The organism is Bacteroides sp. 14(A) (assembly GCF_000526555.1).
Lineage (GTDB): Bacteria > Bacteroidota > Bacteroidia > Bacteroidales > Bacteroidaceae > Bacteroides > Bacteroides cellulosilyticus.
The window spans coordinates 223,328-248,341 of the sequence record NZ_JAGH01000004.1 but is presented as its reverse complement, the minus strand read 5'-3'; the positions used below and the strand labels follow the sequence as shown (position 1 = coordinate 248,341).

Annotated in this window: 31 protein-coding genes and 1 tRNA gene; 12 read left to right on the top strand and 20 right to left on the bottom strand. The window is 42.4% G+C overall.

The genetic code is table 11. From position 1 onward, the window contains the following. Position 1: 1 nt before the first annotated feature. The 5 genes from K429_RS0119965 to K429_RS0119945 all read right to left on the bottom strand — a co-directional run bounded on the left by K429_RS0119965 (position 2) and on the right by K429_RS0119945 (position 3,071). Positions 2–772 carry a TIGR03915 family putative DNA repair protein gene (locus tag K429_RS0119965; protein WP_007215743.1) on the bottom strand — a complete coding sequence of 257 codons (771 nt, stop codon included), beginning with the start codon at positions 770–772 and terminating at the stop codon, positions 2–4. 14 nt (positions 773–786) lie between these two features. Next, on the bottom strand, positions 787–2,052 hold the full coding sequence (locus K429_RS0119960) for a putative DNA modification/repair radical SAM protein (protein ID WP_007215742.1): 1,266 nt from the start codon (positions 2,050–2,052) through the stop codon (positions 787–789). 17 nt (positions 2,053–2,069) lie between these two features. Then, a complete protein-coding gene (locus K429_RS0119955; RefSeq protein ID WP_007215741.1) occupies positions 2,070–2,348 on the bottom strand; it encodes a Txe/YoeB family addiction module toxin in 279 nt (92 codons plus the stop codon). Between the two features lies 1 nt (position 2,349). After that, positions 2,350–2,667, bottom strand: coding sequence for a hypothetical protein (locus K429_RS0119950; RefSeq protein ID WP_007215740.1), 318 nt, complete (start codon positions 2,665–2,667; stop codon positions 2,350–2,352). A 230-nt stretch (positions 2,668–2,897) separates the two neighbouring features. Continuing rightward, positions 2,898–3,071, bottom strand: a complete 174-nt coding sequence (locus tag K429_RS0119945) for a histone H1 (protein ID WP_007213067.1) — start codon at positions 3,069–3,071, stop codon at positions 2,898–2,900. Between the two features lie 155 nt (positions 3,072–3,226). Between K429_RS0119945 and K429_RS0119940 the strand changes: the two genes are divergently transcribed. From K429_RS0119940 to K429_RS0119915, 6 genes are all read left to right on the top strand, one after another. Continuing rightward, on the top strand, positions 3,227–3,868 hold the full coding sequence (locus K429_RS0119940) for a helix-turn-helix domain-containing protein (RefSeq protein WP_007213065.1): 642 nt from the start codon (positions 3,227–3,229) through the stop codon (positions 3,866–3,868). A 310-nt stretch (positions 3,869–4,178) separates the two neighbouring features. After that, positions 4,179–5,570: a sodium:alanine symporter family protein gene (locus tag K429_RS0119935; RefSeq protein ID WP_029327820.1), complete on the top strand. Its 1,392-nt coding sequence runs from the start codon at positions 4,179–4,181 to the stop codon at positions 5,568–5,570. A 121-nt stretch (positions 5,571–5,691) separates the two neighbouring features. Beyond that, complete coding sequence (locus K429_RS0119930; RefSeq protein ID WP_007213063.1) at positions 5,692–6,318, top strand: hypothetical protein; 627 nt, start codon at positions 5,692–5,694, stop codon at positions 6,316–6,318. Positions 6,319–6,816: 498 nt separating this feature from the next. Further along, a complete protein-coding gene (locus K429_RS0119925; RefSeq protein WP_022209540.1) occupies positions 6,817–8,910 on the top strand; it encodes a KamA family radical SAM protein in 2,094 nt (697 codons plus the stop codon). Between the two features lie 108 nt (positions 8,911–9,018). Next, positions 9,019–9,594 carry a uracil-DNA glycosylase family protein gene (locus tag K429_RS0119920; RefSeq protein WP_029327819.1) on the top strand — a complete coding sequence of 192 codons (576 nt, stop codon included), beginning with the start codon at positions 9,019–9,021 and terminating at the stop codon, positions 9,592–9,594. Between the two features lie 75 nt (positions 9,595–9,669). After that, positions 9,670–9,742: transfer RNA gene (locus K429_RS0119915), tRNA-Trp, on the top strand. Positions 9,743–9,821: 79 nt separating this feature from the next. Here K429_RS0119915 and K429_RS0119910 read toward each other — a convergent pair. The 4 genes from K429_RS0119910 to K429_RS0119895 all read right to left on the bottom strand — a co-directional run bounded on the left by K429_RS0119910 (position 9,822) and on the right by K429_RS0119895 (position 13,254). Continuing rightward, the gene (locus K429_RS0119910) at positions 9,822–11,270 is read right to left on the bottom strand and encodes a calcineurin-like phosphoesterase family protein (protein WP_029327818.1); all 1,449 of its coding nucleotides are present in this window, start codon (positions 11,268–11,270) and stop codon (positions 9,822–9,824) included. 102 nt (positions 11,271–11,372) lie between these two features. Beyond that, positions 11,373–11,918: a radical SAM protein gene (locus K429_RS0119905; RefSeq protein WP_029327817.1), complete on the bottom strand. Its 546-nt coding sequence runs from the start codon at positions 11,916–11,918 to the stop codon at positions 11,373–11,375. Between the two features lie 30 nt (positions 11,919–11,948). Next, the gene (gene queD, locus K429_RS0119900; protein WP_007213057.1) at positions 11,949–12,281 is read right to left on the bottom strand and encodes a 6-carboxytetrahydropterin synthase QueD; all 333 of its coding nucleotides are present in this window, start codon (positions 12,279–12,281) and stop codon (positions 11,949–11,951) included. A 115-nt stretch (positions 12,282–12,396) separates the two neighbouring features. Beyond that, positions 12,397–13,254, bottom strand: a complete 858-nt coding sequence (locus K429_RS0119895) for a phosphodiester glycosidase family protein (RefSeq protein ID WP_033160674.1) — start codon at positions 13,252–13,254, stop codon at positions 12,397–12,399. Positions 13,255–13,363: 109 nt separating this feature from the next. On the opposite strand from K429_RS0119895, the gene K429_RS0119890 reads away from it, so the two are divergent. Next, on the top strand, positions 13,364–13,723 hold the full coding sequence (locus K429_RS0119890) for a YbaN family protein (RefSeq protein ID WP_007215733.1): 360 nt from the start codon (positions 13,364–13,366) through the stop codon (positions 13,721–13,723). A gap of 4 nt (positions 13,724–13,727) precedes the next feature. Here the strand turns inward: K429_RS0119890 and K429_RS0119885 are convergent, their stop codons facing one another. From K429_RS0119885 to K429_RS0119830, 11 genes are all read right to left on the bottom strand, one after another. Continuing rightward, positions 13,728–14,312, bottom strand: a complete 585-nt coding sequence (locus K429_RS0119885; protein ID WP_007215732.1) for an MTA/SAH nucleosidase — start codon at positions 14,310–14,312, stop codon at positions 13,728–13,730. 50 nt (positions 14,313–14,362) lie between these two features. Next, the gene (locus K429_RS0119880; protein WP_029327815.1) at positions 14,363–14,956 is read right to left on the bottom strand and encodes a hypothetical protein; all 594 of its coding nucleotides are present in this window, start codon (positions 14,954–14,956) and stop codon (positions 14,363–14,365) included. Beyond that, complete coding sequence (locus K429_RS0119875) at positions 14,946–15,416, bottom strand: RNA polymerase sigma factor (RefSeq protein WP_029327814.1); 471 nt, start codon at positions 15,414–15,416, stop codon at positions 14,946–14,948. The genes K429_RS0119880 and K429_RS0119875 overlap by 11 nt, the downstream gene beginning before the upstream one ends. Beyond that, complete coding sequence (locus tag K429_RS0119870) at positions 15,417–16,259, bottom strand: alpha/beta fold hydrolase (protein WP_044096999.1); 843 nt, start codon at positions 16,257–16,259, stop codon at positions 15,417–15,419. Positions 16,260–16,355: 96 nt separating this feature from the next. After that, entirely contained in the window at positions 16,356–16,850 is a 495-nt protein-coding gene (locus K429_RS0119865; protein ID WP_029327812.1) for a GNAT family N-acetyltransferase, read from the bottom strand. Beyond that, positions 16,850–17,134: a transcriptional regulator gene (locus K429_RS0119860; RefSeq protein WP_007213050.1), complete on the bottom strand. Its 285-nt coding sequence runs from the start codon at positions 17,132–17,134 to the stop codon at positions 16,850–16,852. The genes K429_RS0119865 and K429_RS0119860 overlap by 1 nt, the downstream gene beginning before the upstream one ends. A 36-nt stretch (positions 17,135–17,170) precedes the next feature. Next, complete coding sequence (locus K429_RS0119855) at positions 17,171–17,752, bottom strand: hypothetical protein (RefSeq protein ID WP_029327811.1); 582 nt, start codon at positions 17,750–17,752, stop codon at positions 17,171–17,173. A gap of 21 nt (positions 17,753–17,773) precedes the next feature. Further along, positions 17,774–18,559, bottom strand: a complete 786-nt coding sequence (locus K429_RS0119850) for a hypothetical protein (protein ID WP_029327810.1) — start codon at positions 18,557–18,559, stop codon at positions 17,774–17,776. 115 nt (positions 18,560–18,674) lie between these two features. Beyond that, entirely contained in the window at positions 18,675–19,232 is a 558-nt protein-coding gene (locus K429_RS0119840; RefSeq protein WP_029327809.1) for a hypothetical protein, read from the bottom strand. Continuing rightward, complete coding sequence (locus tag K429_RS0119835) at positions 19,229–19,855, bottom strand: hypothetical protein (RefSeq protein WP_007213046.1); 627 nt, start codon at positions 19,853–19,855, stop codon at positions 19,229–19,231. The genes K429_RS0119840 and K429_RS0119835 overlap by 4 nt, the downstream gene beginning before the upstream one ends. A gap of 4 nt (positions 19,856–19,859) precedes the next feature. After that, positions 19,860–20,234, bottom strand: a complete 375-nt coding sequence (locus tag K429_RS0119830) for a DUF2141 domain-containing protein (protein WP_029327807.1) — start codon at positions 20,232–20,234, stop codon at positions 19,860–19,862. A 448-nt stretch (positions 20,235–20,682) separates the two neighbouring features. Here K429_RS0119830 and K429_RS0119825 point away from each other — a divergent pair, with 448 nt between their 5' ends. From K429_RS0119825 to K429_RS0119805, 5 genes are all read left to right on the top strand, one after another. After that, positions 20,683–20,976: a hypothetical protein gene (locus K429_RS0119825; RefSeq protein WP_044097058.1), complete on the top strand. Its 294-nt coding sequence runs from the start codon at positions 20,683–20,685 to the stop codon at positions 20,974–20,976. Positions 20,977–20,984: 8 nt separating this feature from the next. Continuing rightward, a complete protein-coding gene (locus K429_RS0119820) occupies positions 20,985–21,275 on the top strand; it encodes a cell division protein ZapA (protein WP_007213043.1) in 291 nt (96 codons plus the stop codon). A gap of 144 nt (positions 21,276–21,419) precedes the next feature. Further along, the gene (gene rny, locus K429_RS0119815; protein ID WP_007215675.1) at positions 21,420–22,955 is read left to right on the top strand and encodes a ribonuclease Y; all 1,536 of its coding nucleotides are present in this window, start codon (positions 21,420–21,422) and stop codon (positions 22,953–22,955) included. A 132-nt stretch (positions 22,956–23,087) separates the two neighbouring features. After that, positions 23,088–23,849, top strand: coding sequence for a copper homeostasis protein CutC (locus K429_RS0119810; RefSeq protein WP_007215674.1), 762 nt, complete (start codon positions 23,088–23,090; stop codon positions 23,847–23,849). Between the two features lie 15 nt (positions 23,850–23,864). Beyond that, complete coding sequence (locus tag K429_RS0119805; protein ID WP_029327805.1) at positions 23,865–24,836, top strand: hypothetical protein; 972 nt, start codon at positions 23,865–23,867, stop codon at positions 24,834–24,836. Positions 24,837–25,014 lie beyond the last annotated feature (178 nt).

Here is a 25,014-nt window from a genome sequence, read left to right as displayed (position 1 = left end):
GTTACTGCTTCTCTGTCATGTGTTTCCAGTAACGTACAGGCATATCTTGTTTATGCTTCCGCGGATTTAGTCGTTCTTTGATACAGATGGCTTTAAAGTATGTCTTCCAGAGTTGCTGAAAAAGCTTCTCGTCTTTATCCATCAAGCTTTCGTCCAGCATACCCGTGACCAGATGTCCCTCGCGTGAACCTTCTTCAAAGGTAACCTGACGTACTTCTTTCAAATCATAATAGAAGCCATACGCCCGTTTTATGTCGTATATCAGCCAGGGCTGATCGGCAAAACGATCCTTAAAATGATCGATAGCCAGTGGTAGAGCATTCTTTTCCGGCTCTACCGCAGCAAAGAAGGTGCCGTCGGCAGCTTTCTGAAAACGGATAAACTGGAGCATACGAAGACGTTCCCAATCCACCCGCTTCCACATACGCGAGAATTCCAGCACATCCGGATCGGCAAAATTGGTTTCAATGGAACGGGGGGCATCAATCGCCTTACAGATATAGCGGAACAAAAGCATCGGAGTTTCCTGTTCCTCCGCCAGCCAACATTGGGCAAGGCAAGACAGAGCACCGGAAGAGAGTTTCTTTTGCAGACCACGCCATACGCGCTTCGCCTTTTCTTCTTCGGTGATTACCGTGAAGACTTCATCATGAAATAAGGGTAATGGCTCTCCTTCCGGAGACAATGCATCAGGAAAAACACGACGGGAATAGGCTTCAAAAACAGAAGTCAGCAAGCCCTCGAAAGTATTATCAAAAACAAATATATTCATGGAAAGGAACTCTCTTAGTCGTGGAAATCAAGCAACAACTGCCTTTCGTCCACTTTCTTCTTGTTCGGTTTCGTAATCAGCAAACTGCGCACTGCTTGCGGAGTCATCTCATTCACCGTCTTCATGGGGAGTTCATGGCAAGTAATAAAGTACTGCGCCTTCTTCATCACCACTCCTATCTTCTTCAACTCATAGAAACCTAACTTAGAAAAACGACGGGATGCCACGATCAATCTTGCCGACTTCACTCCGACACCCGGAATACGCAATAACATCTCATAATCCGCCCGATTAATATCTACCGGAAACTGCTCCGGATGGCGCAAGGCCCACGACAGTTTAGGATCAATCTCCAAGTCCAGGTCAGGATATGCATCATCCACAATTTCTTCCACCTTAAACTGATAAAAGCGCATGAGCCAATCTGCCTGATACAGGCGATTTTCACGCACCAGCGGTGGTTGCTTCAGGGCCGGCAAACGCGTATCATACGTATTCACAGAGATATAACCGGAATAATAAACACGCCTCATTGTAGGTCCTTTGTAAAGAGCAGATGAAAGAAAAAGGATATCTTTGTCCGTTTCCGCCGTAGCCCCTACAATCATTTGCGTACTCTGTCCGGCAGGAGCAAAACGTGGTGCATGGCGGTGTTTCTTCCGTTCCTCCGAACTTTCCAATACGCCTTGCTGAATATAACGCATCGGTGCATATACACTTTTATGATCTTTCTCGGGGGCAAGAAGTTTCAGATTCTCCTCTTTCGGTATTTCTACATTAACGCTGAGGCGGTCGGCATACAATCCCGCTTCGTTCACCAGTTCACGACTGGCACCGGGGATACTTTTCAAATGAATATAGCCATTGAAACGATGCACTGTGCGCAAGTCCTTGGCCACACGCACCAGGCGTTCCATGGTATAATCCGGACTTCGCACCACACCACTGCTCAGAAATAATCCTTCTATATAATTGCGGCGATAGAACTCCATCGTCAGATCTACCAACTCGCTGACAGAAAGCGTAGCACGCGGCAAATCATTAGAACGACGATTGATGCAATATGCACAGTCGTAGATGCAATAGTTCGTCAGCATCACTTTCAGTAGTGAAATGCAACGCCCGTCTTCAGCAAAACTATGGCAAATGCCCCAGCCGCCGACAGTATTACCCAACATACCTGGTTTGTTGGAACGCACGGTACCGCTGGACGAGCATGAGACATCGTATTTAGCCGACTCCGCCAGTATTTTCAGTTTATTGAGGACGTTTTCATTCATATCCACTACACAACTTATCACTTATCACCATAGTGCCCTTTAGCCGAAATTATTGTAACTGTCACAATTTCTTCTTCAATGGTATAAATAATACGATTAAACTTATCAATTCTCCTGCTCCAATAACCGGATAGAGTACCTTTCAATGCTTCCACTTGTCCAGTTCCCACAGTAGGGTGTTCTGCTATTTCCAAAAGTAATCTTTCGATTTTAGTAATTAATGCTTTATTTCCCGATTTCTTCAATTTAGCTAAATCCTCTATAGCCTTGGCTTCAAACTCTATGATATATTTCATCTCAGAGATTATCTATAAAGCTCTTGATTTCCTCGGCTGATTTAAGCTTTATGGCAGATTTTGTCTTTCCTGCTTTATGTGCTTTCACTCGTGCTGAAATCTCAGCCATATTTTCTGCATCTTCGAAAAAGGAATCGCCACTTGGACTGGGATTTTCTAAAACTTCCACAGAAATAGAATTTGCTTTTACCACCAAGAGGTGCTCTATGAAAGCTTTCAAACTCTTACCTTGTGAAGCAGCCAAAACCGATAAGCGCTGTAATACGTCAACAGGCAAATCTATATTTTTCCTTTTTTTCTCTAATGTCATTGTCGCCATAATAACTCCTTTCTTTTTTTACAAAGATATAAAAGATATATCATATACACAATGTATATAGTTTGAAAAAGAATTAATAAAGAGATCCGCGTTATCTTGCGGCTGAACAAATTGCTTATTATTTGATGGGTATACCGAAAATATCGGGTGGCCCTATGTTTGTACCGGATAAAACAAAAAAGACCGTTCTCATTGAGACGGTCTTTCAATTCTTTCAGTAAGCGTGCTTATTATTTAGCAGCTTCCAAAGATGCTTTGCGGAATGCTTTCATTGATTTTTCGATTTCCAAAGAAGCCTTACGTGCACGAGTACCGGCAGCTTTGTTACCATTTTCAATCTGAGCTTTTGCATCTTTCTCGAATGCTGCATACAATTCAGCAACTTTTTCAACTAATTCTTTCATAATCCTTTTCTTATTAATATTACTTCGTTAATAATGTCTGGCAAAAATACACTCTTTCTTGAAATAAATGCAGAAAAACAATATTTTTTTTGAAATAATCCGCAAAAATTGCACAAAAAAACGTCCTCTGGCGTTTTTTACCTACTTTTGCAGGCATGAAACCCCTTACAGATACGGAATACATACACTTGCTCATAGCCGAAGGCGAACACCAAAGGCAGGACTTTAAGTTTGAGATTTCCGATGCCCGTAAGATCGCAAAAACGCTCTCCGCCTTTGCCAATACGGACGGCGGGCGGTTGCTGATCGGGGTAAAAGATAACGGAAAGATCGCCGGAGTTCGCTCCGATGAGGAACAATATATGATAGAGGCGGCAGCACAAATGTACTGTCAGCCGGAAGTGAATTATACCATGCAGACCTTTCAGGCGGAAGGACGCAGCGTGCTGGTAGTGCAGATTGAAGAAAGTCTGCAAAAACCCGTATATGCCAAGGATGAAACAGGAAAACCGTTGGCTTATCTGCGCATCAAGGATGAGAATATACTCGCTACACCGGTTCATCTGCGTGTATGGCAGCAAAGTGGTAGTCCGCGGGGAGAACTGATAACTTATACTGAGCGCGAACAGTTGTTGCTTGACTTGTTGGAAGAAAATGACAGTCTATCGTTAAACAGGTATTGTAGGCTGGCACGCCTTTCCCGACGTGCAGCGGAACATTTACTTGCCAAGTTCATCCGGTTTGATATTGTAGAACCGGTATTTGAAGGGCATAAGTTTCACTTCAGACTAAAATAAATGATTATTCTTCTATCCTGACTTTTACTTTTGGGTTATGAAGAAAAAGTTATTTACAGAAAAACAAAAAACCAAAACTGTTGTTATTTTAGGGTATCTCAGTATGATACTTAGGGTACCTCAGTCCCATACTTAGGGTATCTCAGTCGTATACTTAGGGTACCTCAGTCGCAGTCTTAGAACGCCTCAACACAACACAGTAATATTCAATCAGTTACAAAATATATCTTTTGCGACCTTTATAATCAATAAATTCAGACAGAAGAACCGACAGTTTATCATTAAACAAGTAAATATTAAACAATATAGCATGAATATAATCAATTCAATCAACGATATTCTCTGGACTTATATCCTTATCGCTCTGCTTTTGGGATGTGCCTTTTGGTTCACGCTGAAAACCCGCTTCGTACAGTTCCGCATGATAGGTGAAATGGTACGTTTACTGGGTGATTCGGCAGGAACGAATGGAAAGCCGGGTGAAAAGCATATCTCTTCATTCCAGGCATTTGCCATCTCCATTGCCAGCCGTGTAGGTACGGGCAATCTGGCGGGTGTGGCCACTGCCATCGCTGTAGGCGGGCCGGGAGCAGTGTTCTGGATGTGGGTCATTGCCCTGTTTGGTGCTGCCAGTTCATTCGTAGAGTCCACATTGGCACAATTATATAAGGTAAGAGGCAAAGACTCTTTCATTGGCGGTCCCGCTTATTATATGCGAAAAGGATTGAAACAACCGTGGATGGGTACTGTGTTTGCCGTACTCATTACGATCACTTTCGGCTTCGCCTTCAACTCCGTACAAAGCAATACGCTGTGTGCAGCTTTTGAACATGCATTCGGTTTCGACCACGCCATCGTAGGAGGGGTTATTACCATAGCCACGCTGCTTATTATCTTCGGTGGTGTACAGCGCATTGCTAAAGTAAGCAGCATTATTGTTCCCGTTATGGCATTGGGATATATTGCTTTGGCACTGATCATTGTAGCTATCAATATCACTGAACTTCCTGCCGTTATCAAACTCATCGTTAGCCATGCCTTCGGCTGGCAACAGGCATTGGGTGGTGGTGTAGGTATTGCATTGATGCAAGGTATCAAGCGGGGATTGTTCAGCAATGAAGCCGGTATGGGTTCCGCTCCCAATGTGGCAGCCACCGCACACGTCACACATCCCGTAAAGCAGGGGCTGATACAGACCTTGGGCGTTTTCACCGATACATTAATTATATGTACCTGCACCGCGTTCATTATACTTTTCAGCGGTGCGCCACTGGACGGCTCTACCAATGGAGTACAACTTACGCAACAGGCGCTAACGAACGAGATTGGTTCGGCAGGAAGTATTTTTGTTGCTATTGCTTTGTTTTTCTTCGCCTTCAGCAGCATTCTGGGTAATTATTATTATGGAGAAGCCAATGTACGTTATCTTACCCGTAAGAAATGGATATTGAACATCTACCGTATTCTGGTAGGTGGTATGGTGCTATTTGGTGCACTCGCCGCACTGGATGTGGCCTGGAGTCTGGCAGATGTCACCATGGGATTGATGGCGCTCTGTAACCTGATTGCCATCAGCCTGCTCGGTAAATACGCTTTTAAACTGCTGGAAGACTACCGTGCACAGAAACGGGCGGGTATCAAAGACCCTGTTTTCACAAAAGACCGCCTCAAAGAGGTAGAAAATGACGTGGAGTGCTGGTAAGAGATTTATGATTTATAAATTATGATTTATACAATTGTTGGTGTAAATCAACTTATTTCGTACTTTTGCAATCGCAATTGCCCCGGCAATTATAAATCATAAATCATAAAACATAAATAAGATGGGTATATTTGCCAAACTATTTAAAAAGAATTCCGAGGGTACTTCCTCCAAAAACGTGGAAGATTTCGTGTCACTGACACGTGTTTATTTCCAGTCCGTAATTGCCGCTAATCTAGGCATTACGAACATTCGTTTCGTGCCGGATGTAGCCAACTTCAAACGCCTGTTCAAAATACCGACTCAGGGCGGACGACTGGGACAAGCCGAAAAGACTGCTTCACGCAAAATGCTGATGCAGGACTATGGACTGAGTGAAAACTTCTTCAAGGAAATCGACGCTTCCGTAAAGAAGCATTGCCGCACACAGAATGATGTGCAGGCATACTTGTTTATGTATCAAGGTTTCTCACAAGACCTGATGATGTTGATGGGCAACTTGATGCAGTGGAAGTTCCGCGTGCCCTCTGTTTTTAAAGGTGCACTGCGCAGTATGACCGAAAAGACCGTACATGACGTCTGCACCAAAACCGTATGGAAAAAGGACGATGTACATAAGACGGCTATGGCAGTCCGCCAATATAAAGAGCGTCTGGGATACTCCGAGCAGTGGATGACAGAATACGTGTACAACGTTGTATTACTGGCTAAAAAAGAACCCAAAAACAAAGCCACGGAAGAGAAATAAGTTTGAAATATCTATCAGGTAAAAACTGTTATCAAAAGAAAAAGTTTTCTAAAGAAACAATCAATAGAAAAGGCGAGAAATGATTTCCTCGCCTTTTTTTGTTATTTTTATGCAACTTTTTTGCTCGAAGGAGCAACAACACTTTATGCAAAGAGATTGTTGTAAGATATAGCGGACTTTATCCGCTAAGCCACAGGCTACAAGCTATCAGTGACAAACCATTGCACTGGGTAAGTTAAAAAAAACTCTGATAAGTTGATAGTTCAAAACCTATTAGTTCAAGTAATCTGATTATTCAGAAGATTTCATAATTCAGAAGATTTGAGAATTCAAATAGCTTGATTTAGGCTCAATAAGTCAGGCAGCCTGAAAGGCTATCAGAGTTATCTGTAGCTTATAATTTGTAACTCGTAGCTCGTAATTTGTAGCTCGTAGTTTATTGTTTGCAGTTCGCAGCTCGCAACTATTTCAGTATTAATCATTAAAAAACAACCGCTTATGAAACAAAAGAAAATGCTTGCACTCACTTTATCCCAGTTGAAGCAACTTTATCGAAATGAACTTCCCGAAATTGTACGCATCGCCGAACAGAGCGACGGTACGGAAAGCTTCAAGCAAGGCATTTCGGAATTCATTACCAATCAGGCTGATACGGAAAGTGAAGTTGTCAGGCAAATTCGACTTCTGATTGAATATGACGGCCAGGAAGTCCATGAACTTTCTACCGATGAACAAATGATTGTTTCTACCCTGTCACTTCTATACGCGTTTCTTACCGGAAACCTGGAAGAAGATGTGGAAACAGACGTGTTCCTGGATATTTTCCAGCAATTCAAACGCTTACAGCATCCTGCTGCCCCACTCCCCGCACCCCAACGCGTCAAAGCGTGGACCGAGCGCTGGCCCAGCGGACTGGACGAAGACGTACAACTGATCCATGCCAAAAATAAAGAGCGTATTCTGCACGCATTGATACAGAAGATAGAGCACCGTACCGCTGTTTCCCGCTACCACTTTGAAGAAGGCATCAGCTACGAAGAGAAATATCGCCTCGTCAACGAATGGTGGAATGACTTCCGTTTCCATCTGGCCATGGCTGCCAAAAGCCCTACAGAACTGAATCGATTTCTGGGCAATTCACTTTCTGCCGAAACCATGTATCTGTTATCTCGTGCCCGTAAGAAAGGAATGCCTTTCTTCGTTACGCCTTACTATCTGCACTTGTTAAATCCCGGTAGCACAGGATACAACGATGAATCTCTGCGCAGCTATATCCTCTACTCCCCGCAACTGGTGGAAACTTACGGGCAAATCCGCGCCTGGGAACGTGAAGACATAGTAGAAGCCGGAAAACCCAATGCGGCCGGCTGGCTCCTGCCCGACGGACACAATATTCACCGTCGTTATCCGGAAGTAGCCATCCTCATTCCCGACACCATGGGACGCGCTTGTGGCGGGCTTTGTGCTTCATGCCAGCGTATGTATGACTTCCAGAGTAAACGACTCAATTTTGAGTTTGACTCCCTGCGTCCTAAAGAAACATGGGAGAAGAAATTACGCCGTCTGATGACTTACTTCGAGGAAGATACCCAATTGCGTGACATCCTCATCACAGGTGGAGATGCCCTCATGAGTCAGAACAAGACGCTGAACACAATTCTGGAAGCCGTTTACCGTATGGCTGCCCGTAAACGGAAAGCCAATCAGGAACGCCCGGAAGGAGAAAAGTATGCCGAATTACAGCGTATCCGCCTCGGATCGCGTTTGCCAGCTTATCTGCCAATGCGTATCAACAATGAATTGGTAGAAATTCTGCGAACTTTCAAGGAGAAAGCATCCGTCATCGGTATCCGTCAGTTCATTATTCAAACGCATTTCCAAACTCCACTGGAGGTTACTCCCGAGGCAAAGGAAGGTATTCGCAAATTATTATCGGCAGGCTGGCTGATTACCAACCAACTTGTGTATAACGTAGCTGCCTCACGTCGGGGACATACCACTCGCCTACGTCAGGTACTTAACGAACTGGGAGTTGTCTGTTACTATACATTCTCCGTAAAAGGTTTCGAAGAAAATAATGCAGTCTTTACACCAAACAGCCGTTCCATGCAGGAACAGCAAGAAGAAAAGCGTTTCGGCAAACTGAATAAAGAAGATGCCTTCAATCTGTCTGCATCGCTCGAAACCGCACTTGATCCTGCATCCTGTATCCGCCAGTTCCTGAAGATACATCATCTTCCGTTCCTTGCCACAGACCGCAGCGTGTTAAACCTGCCCGCCATTGGCAAGAGCATGACGTTCAATTTGGTGGGAATGACCGAAGACGGAAAGCGTATCCTTCGTTTCGACCACGACGGAACACGTCGCCACAGCCCGATAATCAATCAGCTCGGACAGGTATATATCGTAGAGAATAAGTCCATAGCCGCCTACCTGAGACAACTGCGTGCCATGGGAGAAGATGTGGAAGACTACGCAAGTATCTGGAATTATACGGAAGGCAAAACCGAATCACGGTTCAGCCTGTACGAATATCCGGACTTCCCTTTCCGCATCACAGAAAAGATGAGTAATTTGGAAATAGCAGAGTAACTTCCGGAAATAATCTATACTTTTGCATAAGAAAATCACAGAGTCGTCTGAGAAGTCTGAATCATATTCCGGGCTTTTCAGACATTTTTTATCCTAAAAATAGTAAGTATGGAAATCGAGCGACACCCTTTAGAACCCTTTCTTCCTGCTAACGCCCGTTTGCTGATGCTGGGAAGTTTTCCACCTCAAAAGAAAAGGTGGTCGATGGAGTTTTATTATCCGAACTGGAACAATGATATGTGGCGGATTGTAGGACTCTTGTTCTTCAATGATAAAAACCATTTTCTGAACGAAGCGGCAAAAGCTTTCGACAAAGATCGCATTATCCCTTTCCTGCAAGAAAAAGGTATTGCCCTATTTGATACAGCTACCGCCATACGACGGTTACAGGACAATGCATCCGACAAATTTCTGGAAGTTGTAGAACCTACGGATATCGAGGGTATGCTCCATCGCTTACCGGAATGTAAAGCCATAGTTACCACAGGTGAGAAAGCAACGGAAACTTTATGCGAACAGTTCTCTCTTGAAAAGCCGAAAGTGGGAGATTTTACAGAGTTTGTTTTTGATGGCAGACCTATGCGACTCTATCGGATGCCTTCTTCTTCGCGCGCTTATCCGCTTGCTTTAGAAAAAAAAGCAGCAGCCTACCGCATTATGTATCAGGACTTACAGATGTTATAAGACGAGAGAGCGTTAAAATAATCGCTCATCCCTCTTGCATATTTGAAAGTTTACATTACCTTTGCAGCCGCAAACACGGGAGTAGCTCAGTTGGTAGAGCACTGGTCTCCAAAACCAGGTGTCGGGAGTTCGAGCCTCTCCTCCCGTGCAAGATGAAAATAGCTGCAAGTTTTTACTTGCAGCTATTTTTGTTTATAAACCCGTCATAAACGAGTATTCAAAGCCTGTCATTTCAAATCTACAGTCTGGGTAAAGCTCTGACCGAAACGATTTGTTGCTACGATCTTCACTGATTTAGCCTTATCCGTAGGACGTACCCGGAATAAGTGCGATGTATGATACCCTGTAGCCTTTCCTTCTTTCATTGTAATATAATCCTGATCCTCATCGTCAAAAGCCTCCATTACACCCGGTTTCTCAACACCTTCTTCATAGTAGGATAACTTCCATGCCGGATCATAATCCCAGACATTAACCACCAGATACCTAGGTTGGCTCTGAAACTCACCCGGCTTATACACACGAAACTGATAATCGAATGGCCGACCGGTAGCCTTATACTGCCAAGAGATGTCATCACCGGTCACATTTACCACCAGATAACCATTGGGAGCACCGCAACGATTTACATGTCCTGCCCACCAGGCACCACAAGCTGCACCAATATTATGTTCATAGATAACAGGAGTCACAATGCGGTTTTCATAAAAATGAGTATGACCGACAAAGATATGCGTCTTATAATCTTTTAGTATCTCAAAAAGTTGTTCGGCATTACGGGCATTGGCTCCTCCTCTACCCGTACTGTTGGCCGTAGGAGCATGAAGATTCAACAGTACGGTAGTACCCGGCTTCACATAGCTCAGATCCTTTTTCAACCATTCCAATTGTTCAGGGGTAAACTGCTCCGTATATTTTTTCTTACCTTTATAGTCTATGTCCTTCATCGAAATAATATGCACTTTCCCTACATTAAGAGAATAATCCGTCGGTCCAAAATGGTCACCGAACACCGATTCCCCGTATTCTTCCTTGTTCGTAGCAAGGCTCAGTGCCGTATATTGCTGATCAAAGTCGTGATTACCAATCACATGATACATGGTTAAGTCCAAATCAGAGATAACCTTCTTATACGAATCATACAAAGGCATAACATCCCAGACGATATCTCCCAGAACCATTCCGTAAACTTCCTGCGAAGACAATTGCTTCAATGTTTCCTTCAAATCAACCACAGTTTCCGAAGCAAAGCGATCCAGCTGTTCCTCATTTCTTGCCTGCGGATCAGAGATAGCTATAAAGGTAAAATCCTGAACCGGCTGTTCTCTCTTCACCAAGCTGAAATCACAACGATTCTTTTTCTTTTTTGCATCAATCCGGGCATAATAGCCAACAGGTAATGCATTCTCTACATTAGTTTTGTAGTCCGCCGGAACAGAAAGATAAACGAATTTAGACTGTGCGGGATCAGATACCAACTGATAACGCCCTTTATCATCAGTCTGCGTAAAATTAACACCATCTGTCACAACAACACCTGCGACAGGTTGTTTCTGCGTATCTGTCACCACACCACTTACGACAATCTCTTTTTTAACGGGTTGGTCTACTGCGTACCCTCCTGCTGCAAACAAGTTCAGCAAAAGCAGCAAGGATAAAAAACGAATTGATTTCATGTTTCTTCTCTTTTTAGAATTTTAATTTCACGGCAAAGTAAGCCCTAAAAAGCAAAAGAAAGATGTCATTCACATTACATTCCTATAACACTACCCGATTCATTAACGAATGTCAATCAGTTTATGTGTTTGCAGACTTAACCGCCATTTAGGATGTTGCATGACGCACGCCACTGTTTCCGCAGTATTACTACATGAACAGGGTTGCAGAAAGAAATATTCAGCAGGAAGCAACTCGTAGACTTCAATGTCCTGACCTTCGTAAACGACCTTCACCTCATCCATACGGGTAATCCCCAACTTCACCCCTTGCTTGGGAGAACAAGTCACCCAATCAATATTTTGGGGCAATGGGTTCGTTCCATTCGTTTCGATACAGACATACTTTCCCGCCTGGTGCAAACGGTCGATAAAAACCTCATCAATCCAGAGAGAAGGTTCTCCACCCGTCAGGATAACCGTAACAGCCGGATACTTTCCTACTTCGGCAATAATTTCATCATCGGACATCAGCACACCTTCTTCATGCCGTGTATCGCAAAAAGAGCATTTCAGATTGCAACCGGAAAAGCGGATAAAGACAGCAGGCGTGCCGGTGTAATAGCCTTCACCCTGCAAGCTATAAAAAATCTCATTAATCTTTCTCATAAAAAATATTTGTGCCGGCTTTCAGTAGGGTTATTCTTTCTCATAAGTGGCTACATTGGATTCAGATTCCTGCACCTCGACTTTAAAGCAAGTAGGTATCTGCTCGCATATCCAGCGGGCTATATTCTCTGCGGTAGGATTGAATGGAAGAACTTCATTCAAATTACGGTGATCTAGCTTTCCTTTCACCGTTTCTTTGATGTGACTGAAATCAACTACCATTCCATCGGCATTGAGTTCCCGGGAACGGCAGTAGACTGTGATAATCCAATTGTGACCATGCAGATCCTCACATTTGCTGCGATAGGAAAGTTTCAGGCTATGGGCAGCTGATATTTCCATGCGTTTGATAACTGTATACATATTCTTGTTAATACGCTAATTAAGAAAATACTTTGTCTGTTGTCGCACCTAATGTCACCTCGGCACGGCACAAAAGTACAAAAATTCTAAGGATTACAGTTTAAATCTTCCGCTTTTATTCGTAAACACAAAGTGAATTGGCAACCTTACGCTCCCCTTTATTATCATAAAGTTTATTGTCAGTAAGCTTGTTTACAATTCCATTATCCGGTGCAGAAGCGCTCCAAAGTGTAGTAGAGCCACCACCATCCAGATTCAAAGCTTTTTTTGCACCCAATACACGGAGAAGATGTGTCAACTCAGGGATATTGATACCTTCCGCCTTACCTTCGAAACGGCCCGCAACCGCAATCAGAAACACCGTTCCGTCCTTCATCAGAGCCACGGCACTCCGTGGATGTTTAGTCTGAACGAATGACCGGTTACAAGCAGACAAGTCACAAGCTTTTCCATCCAGCAGCATCAACGGACCGGAAACGAGAATACTCCCTTCTTTCTGTTCGCAAGTTTTCTCATCCTGTTTCTTCCAGGCTATGATGTCCAGTTTCCCTTTATCTATTTTCACGGCACCATTGGATACAGTGCTGAGTACACCGGTCGCAGTAGTATCTACCACCACCCCGTCTTTCCGCAAATAGCAGATAGAAGTTCCTTGCTTGATATCGAAATATGAACCGTTAATAGCCGCCACTGCACCGGAACGACGGGCCGCACTACTGGTTTCTTCTTTAGGAGAATGAATTAAAATGTCAAACCGATGTTGCTCCGGTTTGATTTCAAGAATAGCAACATGCTGCGGAACACCATACAAAGAAACGAACTCCGCTTCGCGACAAAGTACACCTTTTCCCATAGAAATTACATTCCAATGAGCAGTAACAAGTGCTAAAGAGTCTGCGGTGGTCTGTGCCACCACAACAAATACATTACACAGTATCAGCAATAGCGTGAAGACGGACTTTCTCAAATACATGTTTTGACTTTATTGAAAATTCTTCGCAAACATAAGCATTTAAAGCGAATGTCAGACAACAAAGCAAACAGAACTTTCTCCGTAAACAAAAAAAGAGTACTTTTGCGGCATGAAAACCCTTTATATAGCACTTGGTACACTCTCTTTAGCACTTGGTATCCTCGGCATTTTTCTGCCGTTGTTACCCACTACTCCATTTCTGCTACTCACGGCTGCACTCTACTTTAAAAGTTCGCCTCGCCTATATAACTGGTTATTAAATCAAAAGCATCTCGGCCCTTATATCCGCAACTTTCGTGAAAACAAAGCCATCCCTCTACGCGCAAAGATAATTTCCATCTCGCTGATGTGGATCACCATGCTCTACTGCGTATTTTTTATCGTTCCATATATGTGGGTAAAAGTAATACTCCTGATTATTGCAGCAGGAGTAACCTATCATATCCTTTCATTTAAGACGCTGAAGTAGATGCTTATTTTACCGCTCCACCTATCTGTTCAAAGAATTCTCCCAGCCCCTTACGTGCATCAGCCAGTTTATCCTCCCAATGCTTCACGGAGTTCTGTCCTATGATATCCGTCACATACTTCACAGCAATAAAAGGCACATTTTTAGCACGGCAAACAAAGGCTTGCGCAAAAGCTTCCATATCAACCACATCGCCTTTCACATCCGAAAGTTCCGTCAGAAAAGTATCACCTGTATTACAAATGCCTTCTCCTGCCCAATGCATACAGTATCCCTTCTCTGCCAGCAAGGCAGAAGAATCAATCTCATATTCCAAACCCATATCGGCTAACTTCTGCATATCACGGTCTATAAAATGACGGCACACCAGAATATCTCCTACCTGGCAATCAATGCTTCCCGCCGTACCTACGTTGATCACCAAGTCCGGCTTGGCCTGATTGAGCACTTCAGAAACATAATAAGCTGACTTCACTTTGCCTACTCCCGTACGAATATAGCCGATGTGAACTTCTTCCTCTCCTATCAATCCGGGAAACTTTAACTCCGTAAACTCGCCCTGTACGGCGTAAGTAACTAAAATTTTCATACTGCATCTTTTTATTTTGAGCGAGTAAATGTACAACTTTTTTTTAGAAACTAAAATTCATTCACTTGCGACTTTATCTTTTCGATCTGTCTGATCAAGCAATCCATCTTCCGCCTATTCTTTCTAATCATTACAGGACGTAGAACAAACCAATTAAGGGCAATCCATAAAAACAAAACAGAATACGCTATCAGTCTGAACGTAAAAGATGAATTAAGAGTATATTCATACATATAAAGAAGGATACCGGAGGATAGCAAAATGAAATATAAACTCATTACCTTAGTCTGCATGAAAGTTTCTTTCCCTTTCAGCATAAGCAAATTATTCAGATAATCGATATTCGACTGTTTCTCGTCCAATGACCTATACAAAGAAGTTATCTTCCGATTGACCACCACCACAATACACATCGGCAGGATTCCCACAATGATTCCAATCTTAGTACTCAAGAATTGCGGTTTGAAATAGATCCAGATAAATATCATAAAAAGGATAGTCAACACTAAGATAACATCAAGAAATATCCCCTTTTTAAGACCGTTTTTTCTGAAACGGCTGATCTTATTCAATATTTCAGATTGATCGGCAGCCGGAACAGTCTGCCTGTTCCACAACTCTTTTATATCAATATTACTCTCCATATTCTTTGAATTTTCTTGTTAACTGAACTTTTATACGATGAATTCTTACACGGACATTACTCTCCGACAATCCAATGATTTGCGCTATATCCGCTTGCCTGACCTCTTCCAGTTCCAACGAAATGATAATGCGGTCTATCTCCGAAAGTTCTGCAATAAACTTATATAGCAACTGAATCTGCGGCTCAATATCCGTCTTTTCATCTTCAAATAAATCGGCAGGAAACTGCGTAGATAAGATTTGCTTCTTCCGTTCCAGCTGACGCAGGCAGTTATTGGTTGCAATACGAAATATCCAGGTATCAATATTGGCTTCATTCCTGAAGGTGGGCAGATATTGCCAGACTTTAATAAAAGTTTCCTGAGCCATGTCCTGAGCTAAGCTGTAGTCATTTACATACCCCATGCATAAGCGGAATATTTTATTCCAGTATCTCCTATATATATCTTCAAATTCCACTTAACGCTCTTTTATAAATTCACAAATTTGATGGATGAACCATTCCCTATCATCAAACATCACAAAATGCAAGCCTTTATCTGCATATCTGATTTGTGCTACTGACAAATTCTTATATTGATTCTTAATGACCGTATCTATATGTTTGAAATAAGGTTCCAAAAGTACGAGAGAAGGGACAACTATATTCTTTATACATTCCCTTAAATCTGTATTCGAGAAATCACAGAATAGTTTAGCATACGTCTTTCTGTCAGATGCCAATCCCCAGTTTACTATTTCGGCAAATCTCAATGAATCAGTGGTAAGCGTTGCCGCACTCATTCTTTGCATCTGTGCAAATTGCTCCTCATCCATAGCTGTAATCCTGTCAATTAAATCTGTGCAGTCATTATCAGGAGCAGATTTAAAATCAGGAACTGTCAAAGCCATCAGACAAGGCAAGGCATCTACAATCACAATCTTTCCTGTAAGCTCCGGGAATTCAGCCGCAATTGCAAGTGCCAAACCACCTCCCATACTATGCCCCACGAGAATAGGTTTCTCTATCCGCTCCTCTTTGATAAACTTTGCAATCTGCATTTTCCATCTCTCGAATGATGGACACTCTTCAGGTGCAACACCCGAAAAGCCCGCCATCGTCAGCACATAGCAGGTATAGCTGTCTTTCAATACGCTGGCTGTTTCCGCCCAGACATCACCCGAGCATGCAAAACCGGGTATAAATATAACCGCTTGTTTTCCTGTTCCCGATTTTACTACCGAAAAAGGATAATCCTGTGCAAAAATCAAAAGAGAAGTTCCCAATAACATCAGGGTCAAAAGTAATCTTTTCATCACCATATATTCTAAAGTTTTTCCTTTAGATACGGGTCACTCCGAAATGTTACAAGAAAAAGAGAATAGTATCGGAAAACTTCAATCTGATTTTTGTCTATTCTATAAGTTTTTCGGACATATCGTCTGTTTGGCCATCCAGAAATTAGTAAGAGAAAGCTGATTAGCTTTGCGCTTTTGCTCTTCCTCCACTATATAACCTTTTTTTTCAAAGAAAGGGCGGGCTGTTAAACTCACTTCGGATGTAATCCGCATAATCCCATTTGTAATTGCATACTGTTCTATTTCATTCAAAAGCATTGTAGCAATGCCTTCACCTTGAAAATCCTTGTGAACAAACATAGAGTGTAAATAACCCTGGGAAGTGATAGATGAAAAACCTACGATTTCCGACTGTTGATTAACAGCTACAATAAAGTAATGGGTCTTTATCATATTTTCTATATTAGAAAGATCATCCCCACATGATGCCCAGTCTTCAACTTCCGCCTGTGAGTAATCGCGCCTATTTATCGCGAGAACGGTATTCTGAAATAAATTTTTCAGCTCAACAGCATCTGACTGCAAAGCTGCTCTGATTATAAAGTTTGCTTTCATTATTTTATAATATACGTTTTCAGTGCTTCCACATATTCCTCAAAAGCGTCTACTCCCTGTGGCGTAATCTTACAGATAGTGCAAGGCATCTTTCCCTTGAACGTCTTCGTCACCTCCACATACCCTGCTTTATTGAGTTTATCAATCTGTACGCTGAGGTTGCCCGCCGTTGCTCCCGTCTGTTGCCGGATAAAGACAAAGTCTGCCTCTTCGACACCAATAAGCAACGACATCACCGCCAGGCGCAGTTCGGAATGCAGTAAGGGGTTCAGTTCTTTAAACATGCTTTCTTTCTATTTTTATAGTGCAAAGATAATACATTAAACTCTTCGTTTTGACATTATGTTCAAATAGTGTCCCGGGATGACCATCATGAAAACAAAGGCTAAAGCGAAAAGCAATATCTGATCAAACTTGTCTATATACAGACAACCCAATGATGCAAATATACCCAGCACACCGCTTACCGTAACCAGTTTCATATTTATAATTAGTCCGGTTAAAGTAGTTCCCATCCCCATCATCAACAGGATCACAAAGAGTATAGGCAGACTCCAATAGATCATAGATACACATGAAATCAGTAATCCGCATAGTCCGAAAACTACCCATACATATCCTACTATCCGGTCAATATACGTTTTTGCCATCCTTTGCTTTTTCCTCTGGCTATAGATAGTGACCGGGTAAGAAACAGCCGGCATCAGAAGCCATAAAAACTGCCAGTAATAATTGCCGGTTTCTTTCAAAAGATACCAAACCAGCAAAGAGGTCACCACAGTCATGTATCCCCATACTAAAAAAGGAGTTCCGGCGTTTTTCACCATCTTGAACTTTGTATTCTGTATCATTTGAGTGATGAGTTCTAAACTCTCCTGCTCATTCAATTTCTTATTGTCCATATTCAATACAAATTATTTTAATCATACACATTCCGGATTCTGTCTCTTCTGTCTGCTGCTCAACAAAGCATAAATGGACATGCCCAGCAGAGGCAAGTGGTACAATCCGACATAAAATCCGGTCTCAGAAGCAAAATTACCCATATTATAACATCCGATAATAACTCCTACCATTGCCGTCACCCGCAACACTAACCTGTTCACTCCCCGTTTACTTAGTACAAGCAAAGTTAGAAACACAGGAGTCATCGGACAGAAAGCCAATGCCGAACCGCCATCATACAAATAATGCAGCTGAAAATCCGGCAATGCCGTTTTCAGACTCATCGGCCACCACAAACAAAACAGAGCAACAGGTATCGTCCAACCGGTTTTCCAGGTAACATTATCAAAAGAAAACTCATTGTTGCCCTTCCATGCAGCCCACAGCCAGACTAATGCAACGAAACCAATCATTACAACGTTCACTGCTACCATACTGAAACCATGCTGTTCTGTTACTGCCATATTCTGTATCACAGCATAAAGCAGGTAAAAACAACCTGCAATAGCAGTAAAAACTCTGCTAAACTTTCCCTTCCAGACTACAACAGCTATCAAAACCAGGATCATCACCACCTGAAAATAAAAGCTGTATGAATACATATCCATAATAAAGGCATGCTGCAACGTATAGAATACGATGTCTCCCGCTGCCTCAAACTTAAAACCTTTCGTCGCTACAGGCATCAAAATGAATTGCAATACCACCAGCAATGAAAAGAATTTCCAGGAAGTTAAAAAACTCTCCCAACGATTCGCTTTCATGATTGATTCCCTTTCTTTAATATATCACTTTTCCCAATCATATACATTTAGTATTAAATAGAGCATCAAAGCCCAATTACCCGCAAGCATATATATCACCCAAGTTCCCATTTTTTCATTCTGCTAATAGATAAGACAAAGACAGCAACAACACTAATAGGAAAACGCCCAATACCAAAAACAGTCTTTTCGTTACGGGATACTGTTTAGCCATCATTTTTTTAGAAAATAAGAATGCTTCACCCAAAGCCAATACAGCTAACCAGGCATAGCCATAGAATGTGGTAATGTGCCATACGTCCTTCGACTTCATGTATACTGCAAAAAACAAATAGTCGGATAGCAAAGATATTCCTACTGCAATCAAGGCTAGCAGAAGAGCTTTCTTCATCAGATTTCCTACTCCACTTTCGCAAGCCAGACAAACATATATGCCTACTCCCCAAAAGACGGGATTTACAGTCAGCATCAGAATGATACCCAATTGCGGACTATGACTCCAAGGCACCCATAACACCACATTAGAAAGCCAATACAGGCAAAATACCATTAGTGAGGTAACTGCCAGCCAAAGCAGATTTTTCTTGCGATTTTGCATCATTCGGGTAATAGCCTCTATATTGCCTTCTTCAAACATATCAGCTTTTTCTGCTGTTAACGATTCGGTGTTCATCGTTTATTATCCTTTCTTGCACAATAATTCAGGATATGCCCGGGAATAATCAATGCAAAAACAATCACCAATACAAATTCTAACAATGACAAATAGGAAGAAGTCTTATCCAGAATGCTGAATAACATATTCAGTCCCAATGCAATTCCAAAAGCAGGGAAACCGGAAAAGAGTGTATAGCGAATTATGCTCCCGGTTATAATGCTACTTAGAGAAATAAGGATTGCGCATATCGGCAGAATTATCTCATAATGATTGGTAAACGTTGCTCCAAGTACAATCGCAATACAAAGTAGCCCCATGATTTGCCACATTTCATTCAAGACCTTATCGCCATACGACTTTGCGAGCTTACGTTGCTTACGTACCAGTATGAAGCTAAAGAGATAACCTAAAACCGGAACTCCCCAAAAGCCCCACATCCAAACAGGATTTCTCGTCCAATAGATTCCTGCAAAAACTACCAACGTAACTATTGCAGAAACATATCCCCATAACAAAAACATATTTCCACTACCCGTATCTAAATTACGTCGGGTATTCTGTATCATTTGAGTGATAAGTTTCAAACTCTCTTGCTCGTTCAATTCTTTGTCTTCCATAATAATGTCTTTCTCTTCCATTAAATTATTTTTTAGCTTTATTCCGCAGATCAGTCAACTCGACATCAATTGTTTTTGCCTCAGCTGTCATGTCTAAATCCACAATCGCACAATTCTCCGTCGGTACACCGTCTACTCTGTCCAATTGATAATTACCGTTTTCATCGTGGTACACATACAATTTGCATCTCCCTTCGGGTACTTCTTTCAACACAAGCGTCACTGTATCACCAGTAGCGTCCGCCATCGCATACTGCCCTTTATCAGCAGCAATCATCACCTTTCCTTTCGCCGAACGTATATTCTTTACCTTCACCGTCAAATCACTCTGAGCAGAAACAGATACTGCACAAAAGACTAACACCAACAATGTAACCCATTTAATACCAGTTATTTTCATAATCATACACAATTTAGATTTTCACAATAAAAACATATTTTGGGTTCGAACTCCACTGCAAATACAAGTAGTTTATTTTATAAACCAAATTATTATATAAATTATTTTATAATGAGCAGTATATAACTAAAAACTAAATGTCATGTCGCAAGAAACTAATTCCTGCACTGCGATAAACTAATCATCAGGATTAATAATATTATTCTCACCACAGTTATATTAGTTGTAGTAAGATTAATATTATGCAAGAAAAATATTAGTGTATCGCAGTATCAAGATTAGTAAAATGTACAAATTGATATAGTTTTTAGCCACCGCCGAAGATTCCATTTTCAAACGTCACAAATTCCTTTTTCCGGTTATTTCACCTCTCCTACAACATTTTTCCCTGAAAAGTTTTTGTAATCTCCAAGTTAATTGTATTTTTGTGTACAATTTTGGTATAGTAATGACTGACGAAGAAAAGAAGCGATTAAGTACCTTTGAAGCGAGACTGCGCCATTTGATCTTTTTGCATGATGAATTGAGGCGTGAAAATGCTGAATTAAAGCAACTTCTAAAAACTAAACAAGAAGAATGCGAGCAGGTACATGCCGAATATGAAGCTTTGGAAGATAACTATACGAACCTAAAAACAGCAATGACAATCAGCCTTAACGGCAGCGACGTAAAAGAGACGAAACTGCGATTGTCCAAATTAGTGCGTGAAGTCGATAAATGCATCGCTTTGTTGAATGAATAACGAGATGTATGAACGATAAAATAAAGATAAACCTGCAAATGGCAGGCTCAACCTACCCCCTCACCATACTGCGCGAGGAGGAAGAAATGGTAAGAGAAGCCGCCAAACAGGTGGATATACGGCTCAATGCGTATCGAGAACATTACCAGAATGTGACTCCCGAAAAAATTATAGCCATGGTGGCCTATCAATTTGCTTTGGAGAACCTGAAAATGAAAAACCGAAACGATACTCGTCCGTATGCCGACAAGATAGAAGAACTGACAGAGGTGTTGGAAACATACTTCAAAGGACTGTAAACGTCCGGAAGCCTTTCCTTAGAACACCAGAGCCAGCAAAAGAATTAGAAAATCCACGCACTGTGTGAAAGTATCCCTCTTAAAAAGAATGAGGGTGGCTTTCTTGCAGTGCGTTTTTTATTTATATACTTAAAACAAATTGAAATGACAGTAACAATACTAGTATCCATTGCCTGTTTCATTATCGGTGGATTTCTGTCGTACATGTTCTTCAAGCACGGTTTGAAGTCCAAATATGACAACATTCTGAAAGAAGCCGAGGCTGAAGCGGAAGTGATTAAAAAGAATAAGTTGCTCGAAGTAAAGGAGAAGTTCCTGAACAAAAAAGCAGACTTGGAGAAAGAAGTAGCGATCCGTAACCAGAAAATTCAGCAAGCGGAGAACAAGTTGAAACAACGTGAGTTGGTGCTGAACCAACGCCAAGAAGAGATACAGCGTAAGAAATCAGAAGCTGAAGCGGTGAAAGAAAACCTGGAAGCCCAGCTGGTTATTATCGACAAGAAGAAAGACGAACTGGATAAACTGCAACAGCAGGAAATCGAAAAACTGGAAACCATTTCCGGACTCTCGGCCGACGAAGCCAAAGAACGTATGATCGAGTCTTTGAAAGAAGAGGCCAAGACGCAGGCACAGTCCTTCATCAACGACATCATGGATGATGCCAAGCTGACTGCCAGCAAAGAAGCAAAACGTATCGTAATACAATCCATACAGCGTGTAGCTACGGAAACTGCCATCGAAAATTCAGTGACCGTATTCCACATTGAATCAGACGAAATCAAGGGACGCATTATCGGTCGCGAAGGCCGCAATATCCGTGCGCTTGAAGCCGCAACAGGTGTGGAAATTGTGGTAGATGATACGCCCGAAGCTATCGTATTATCAGCTTTCGACCCTGTACGTCGTGAAATAGCCCGCCTGGCACTACATCAGTTGGTGACTGACGGACGTATCCACCCGGCACGTATCGAAGAAGTTGTATCTAAAGTACGCAAGCAAGTGGAAGAAGAAATCATCGAAACCGGTAAACGTACTACGATTGACCTCGGTATCCATGGTTTGCATCCTGAACTGATCCGTATTATCGGTAAGATGAAATATCGTTCTTCTTATGGTCAGAACCTGTTGCAGCATGCCCGCGAAACAGCCAACCTTTGTGCTGTGATGGCATCGGAACTGGGTCTGAACCCCAAGAAAGCAAAACGTGCCGGATTGCTGCATGATATAGGTAAAGTGCCCGATGAAGAGCCGGAATTGCCGCATGCACTCTATGGTATGAAGTTGGCTGAGAAATTCAAAGAAAAACCAGATATCTGCAACGCTATCGGTGCCCACCACGATGAAGTGGAGATGACGAGCCTTCTGGCACCTATCGTACAGGTATGTGATGCTATCTCAGGTGCCCGTCCGGGAGCACGTCGCGAAATTGTTGAGGCTTACATCAAGCGTCTGAACGATCTGGAACAGTTGGCAATGGCCTATCCGGGTGTGACGAAGACGTATGCTATCCAGGCAGGTCGCGAGTTGCGTGTAATCGTTGGTGCTGATAAGATTGATGATAAGCAGACTGAAAACCTTTCCGGTGAAATTGCGAAGAAGATACAGGATGAGATGACTTATCCGGGACAGGTGAAGATCACAGTAATCCGTGAGACACGTGCAGTAAGTTATGCGAAATAAATTGTAAAGATTGAAACTAGTGATAAAGAGGTGGGGAAACAAAAAATCCCTGCCTCTTTTTGTTTTCTTTGTCATTCACGAAACTGTTTCTTATTTTTGCATCTACAAACCAAGTAATCCTGATTATCAATTATGGAGCAATATCAATTTGAAGTTTGTGCCAACTCCGTGGAGAGTTGCCTTGCCGCACAGGCAGGAGGAGCAAACCGGGTGGAATTATGCGCCGGAATACCGGAAGGAGGTACTACCCCATCCTACGGAGATATCGTCATTGCCCGGGAGGCCTTAACAAAGACTCTTCTGCACGTCATCATCCGTCCTCGTGGCGGAGATTTTCTGTACTCCCCCATCGAGCAACGCATTATGCTGAAGGATATCGACAACGCCCGCCGATTGGGAGCAGACGGAGTTGTATTCGGTTGTCTTACCGCTAAAGGAGATGTAGACCTGTCCTTAATGAGGCAGCTGATCGAAGTTTCACAAGGTATGTCCGTTACGTTCCATCGTGCTTTCGACGTATGCCGCAATCCACAGGAAGCGCTGGAGCAAATCATAGAGTTAGGTTGTAACCGTATTCTTACTTCCGGTGCACAGGCCACGGCCGAACAGGGCATCCCTTTATTAAAGAAATTGCAGCAGCAGGCAGACGGGCGCATTATCCTACTGGCAGGTTGCGGAGTAAATGAAAATAATATCGCTCACATCGCCACGGAAACCGGTATCCGGGAGTTCCACTTCTCAGCAAGAGAGACCATCGAAAGCAAGATGCTGCACAGGAACGGAACAGTTTCGATGGGAGGTACTGTGAACATAGAAGAGTATCGTCGCCCCATCACTACCGCAGAACGCGTAAAAAGAACAATAAAGTCGTTGACCGGTCCCATTAAGAATTAATTTAAAACAATCAATATGAAGGCATTAAGTGTAATCACTTTATTAACTCTCCTCAGCATTTCATGTGCGCATGAAGCTAAAAATCAAAGTTCCTCAAACTCCACTTCCGACAGCATTGTCCCTACTTTCCTGAAACAGGAAGAAGCCGCACTCCTACTTCAGAAAGAAGATGAGCATATCCGCAGATGGAGCTCATTTGACTTGGCTTCACACACCGTTGGCATCGAAGGCGGAAAACAGGGATATTTGCAGTTTGCCGGCGCACAGACCCGTAATTGGAATGATGAGGAAACGGCTCTGCTTCAGAAATCATCTCAATCCATCAATCAAATTATCCGTGAGAAAGAGCTGAAACTTCCTTTCCCGGAAGAAGTCAGATTAATAAAGTCAACGATAAAAGAAGAAGGTGGTGCGGGAGGATATACCCGAGATACTTACATCGTACTTATCGACAGGTTGCTCGAACATCCTGAATATGTAACCAAATTGTTGGCACATGAAGCATTTCACGTCCTTACCCGGAACAATCCGGATTTCCGCAAGAAGATGTACAGCATCATCGGTTTTAATATTCTTCCGAAGGAAATAGAATTTCCCGAAGAGTTGAAAGAACGGTTTATCTCCAATCCGGATGTTATCTGCCACGACAGTTATGCTACTTTTACCATCAACGGTGAAAAGAAAGATTGCTGCATGGTTATTTATTCAACCAGGCCTTATGAAGGAGGCAGCTTCTTCCAATACCTCAACATTGGCCTCGTTCCCATCGATAAAAATACCTGCAAAGCGATTGAGAAAGAAGGTAAGGCAGTGGTTTACTCTATTAACGAAGCCTCTGATTTTTATGACAGAATGGGACGTAATACTCAGTACATCATTGACCCGGAAGAAGTGTTAGCCGATAACTTCAGTTTATTGCTGACAGGAATGACAGAGGGGTTGCCTTCACCGGAAGTGATACAAAAAATGGAAGAGGCTTGCAAATAAGCCTCTCACACTCTATTTTTTCTTTCCCTTTACCACCCGTTCATCAGCCATTCACCAAAGTCTTATGAAATCATCTGTTTGCATTTAGATAGTCATTAATAGGTATAAATAAGTTAATATTCATCATTTTTAGGTATTGAATCCATTTTAAATCGCAACTACATTTGTATAAATAAAA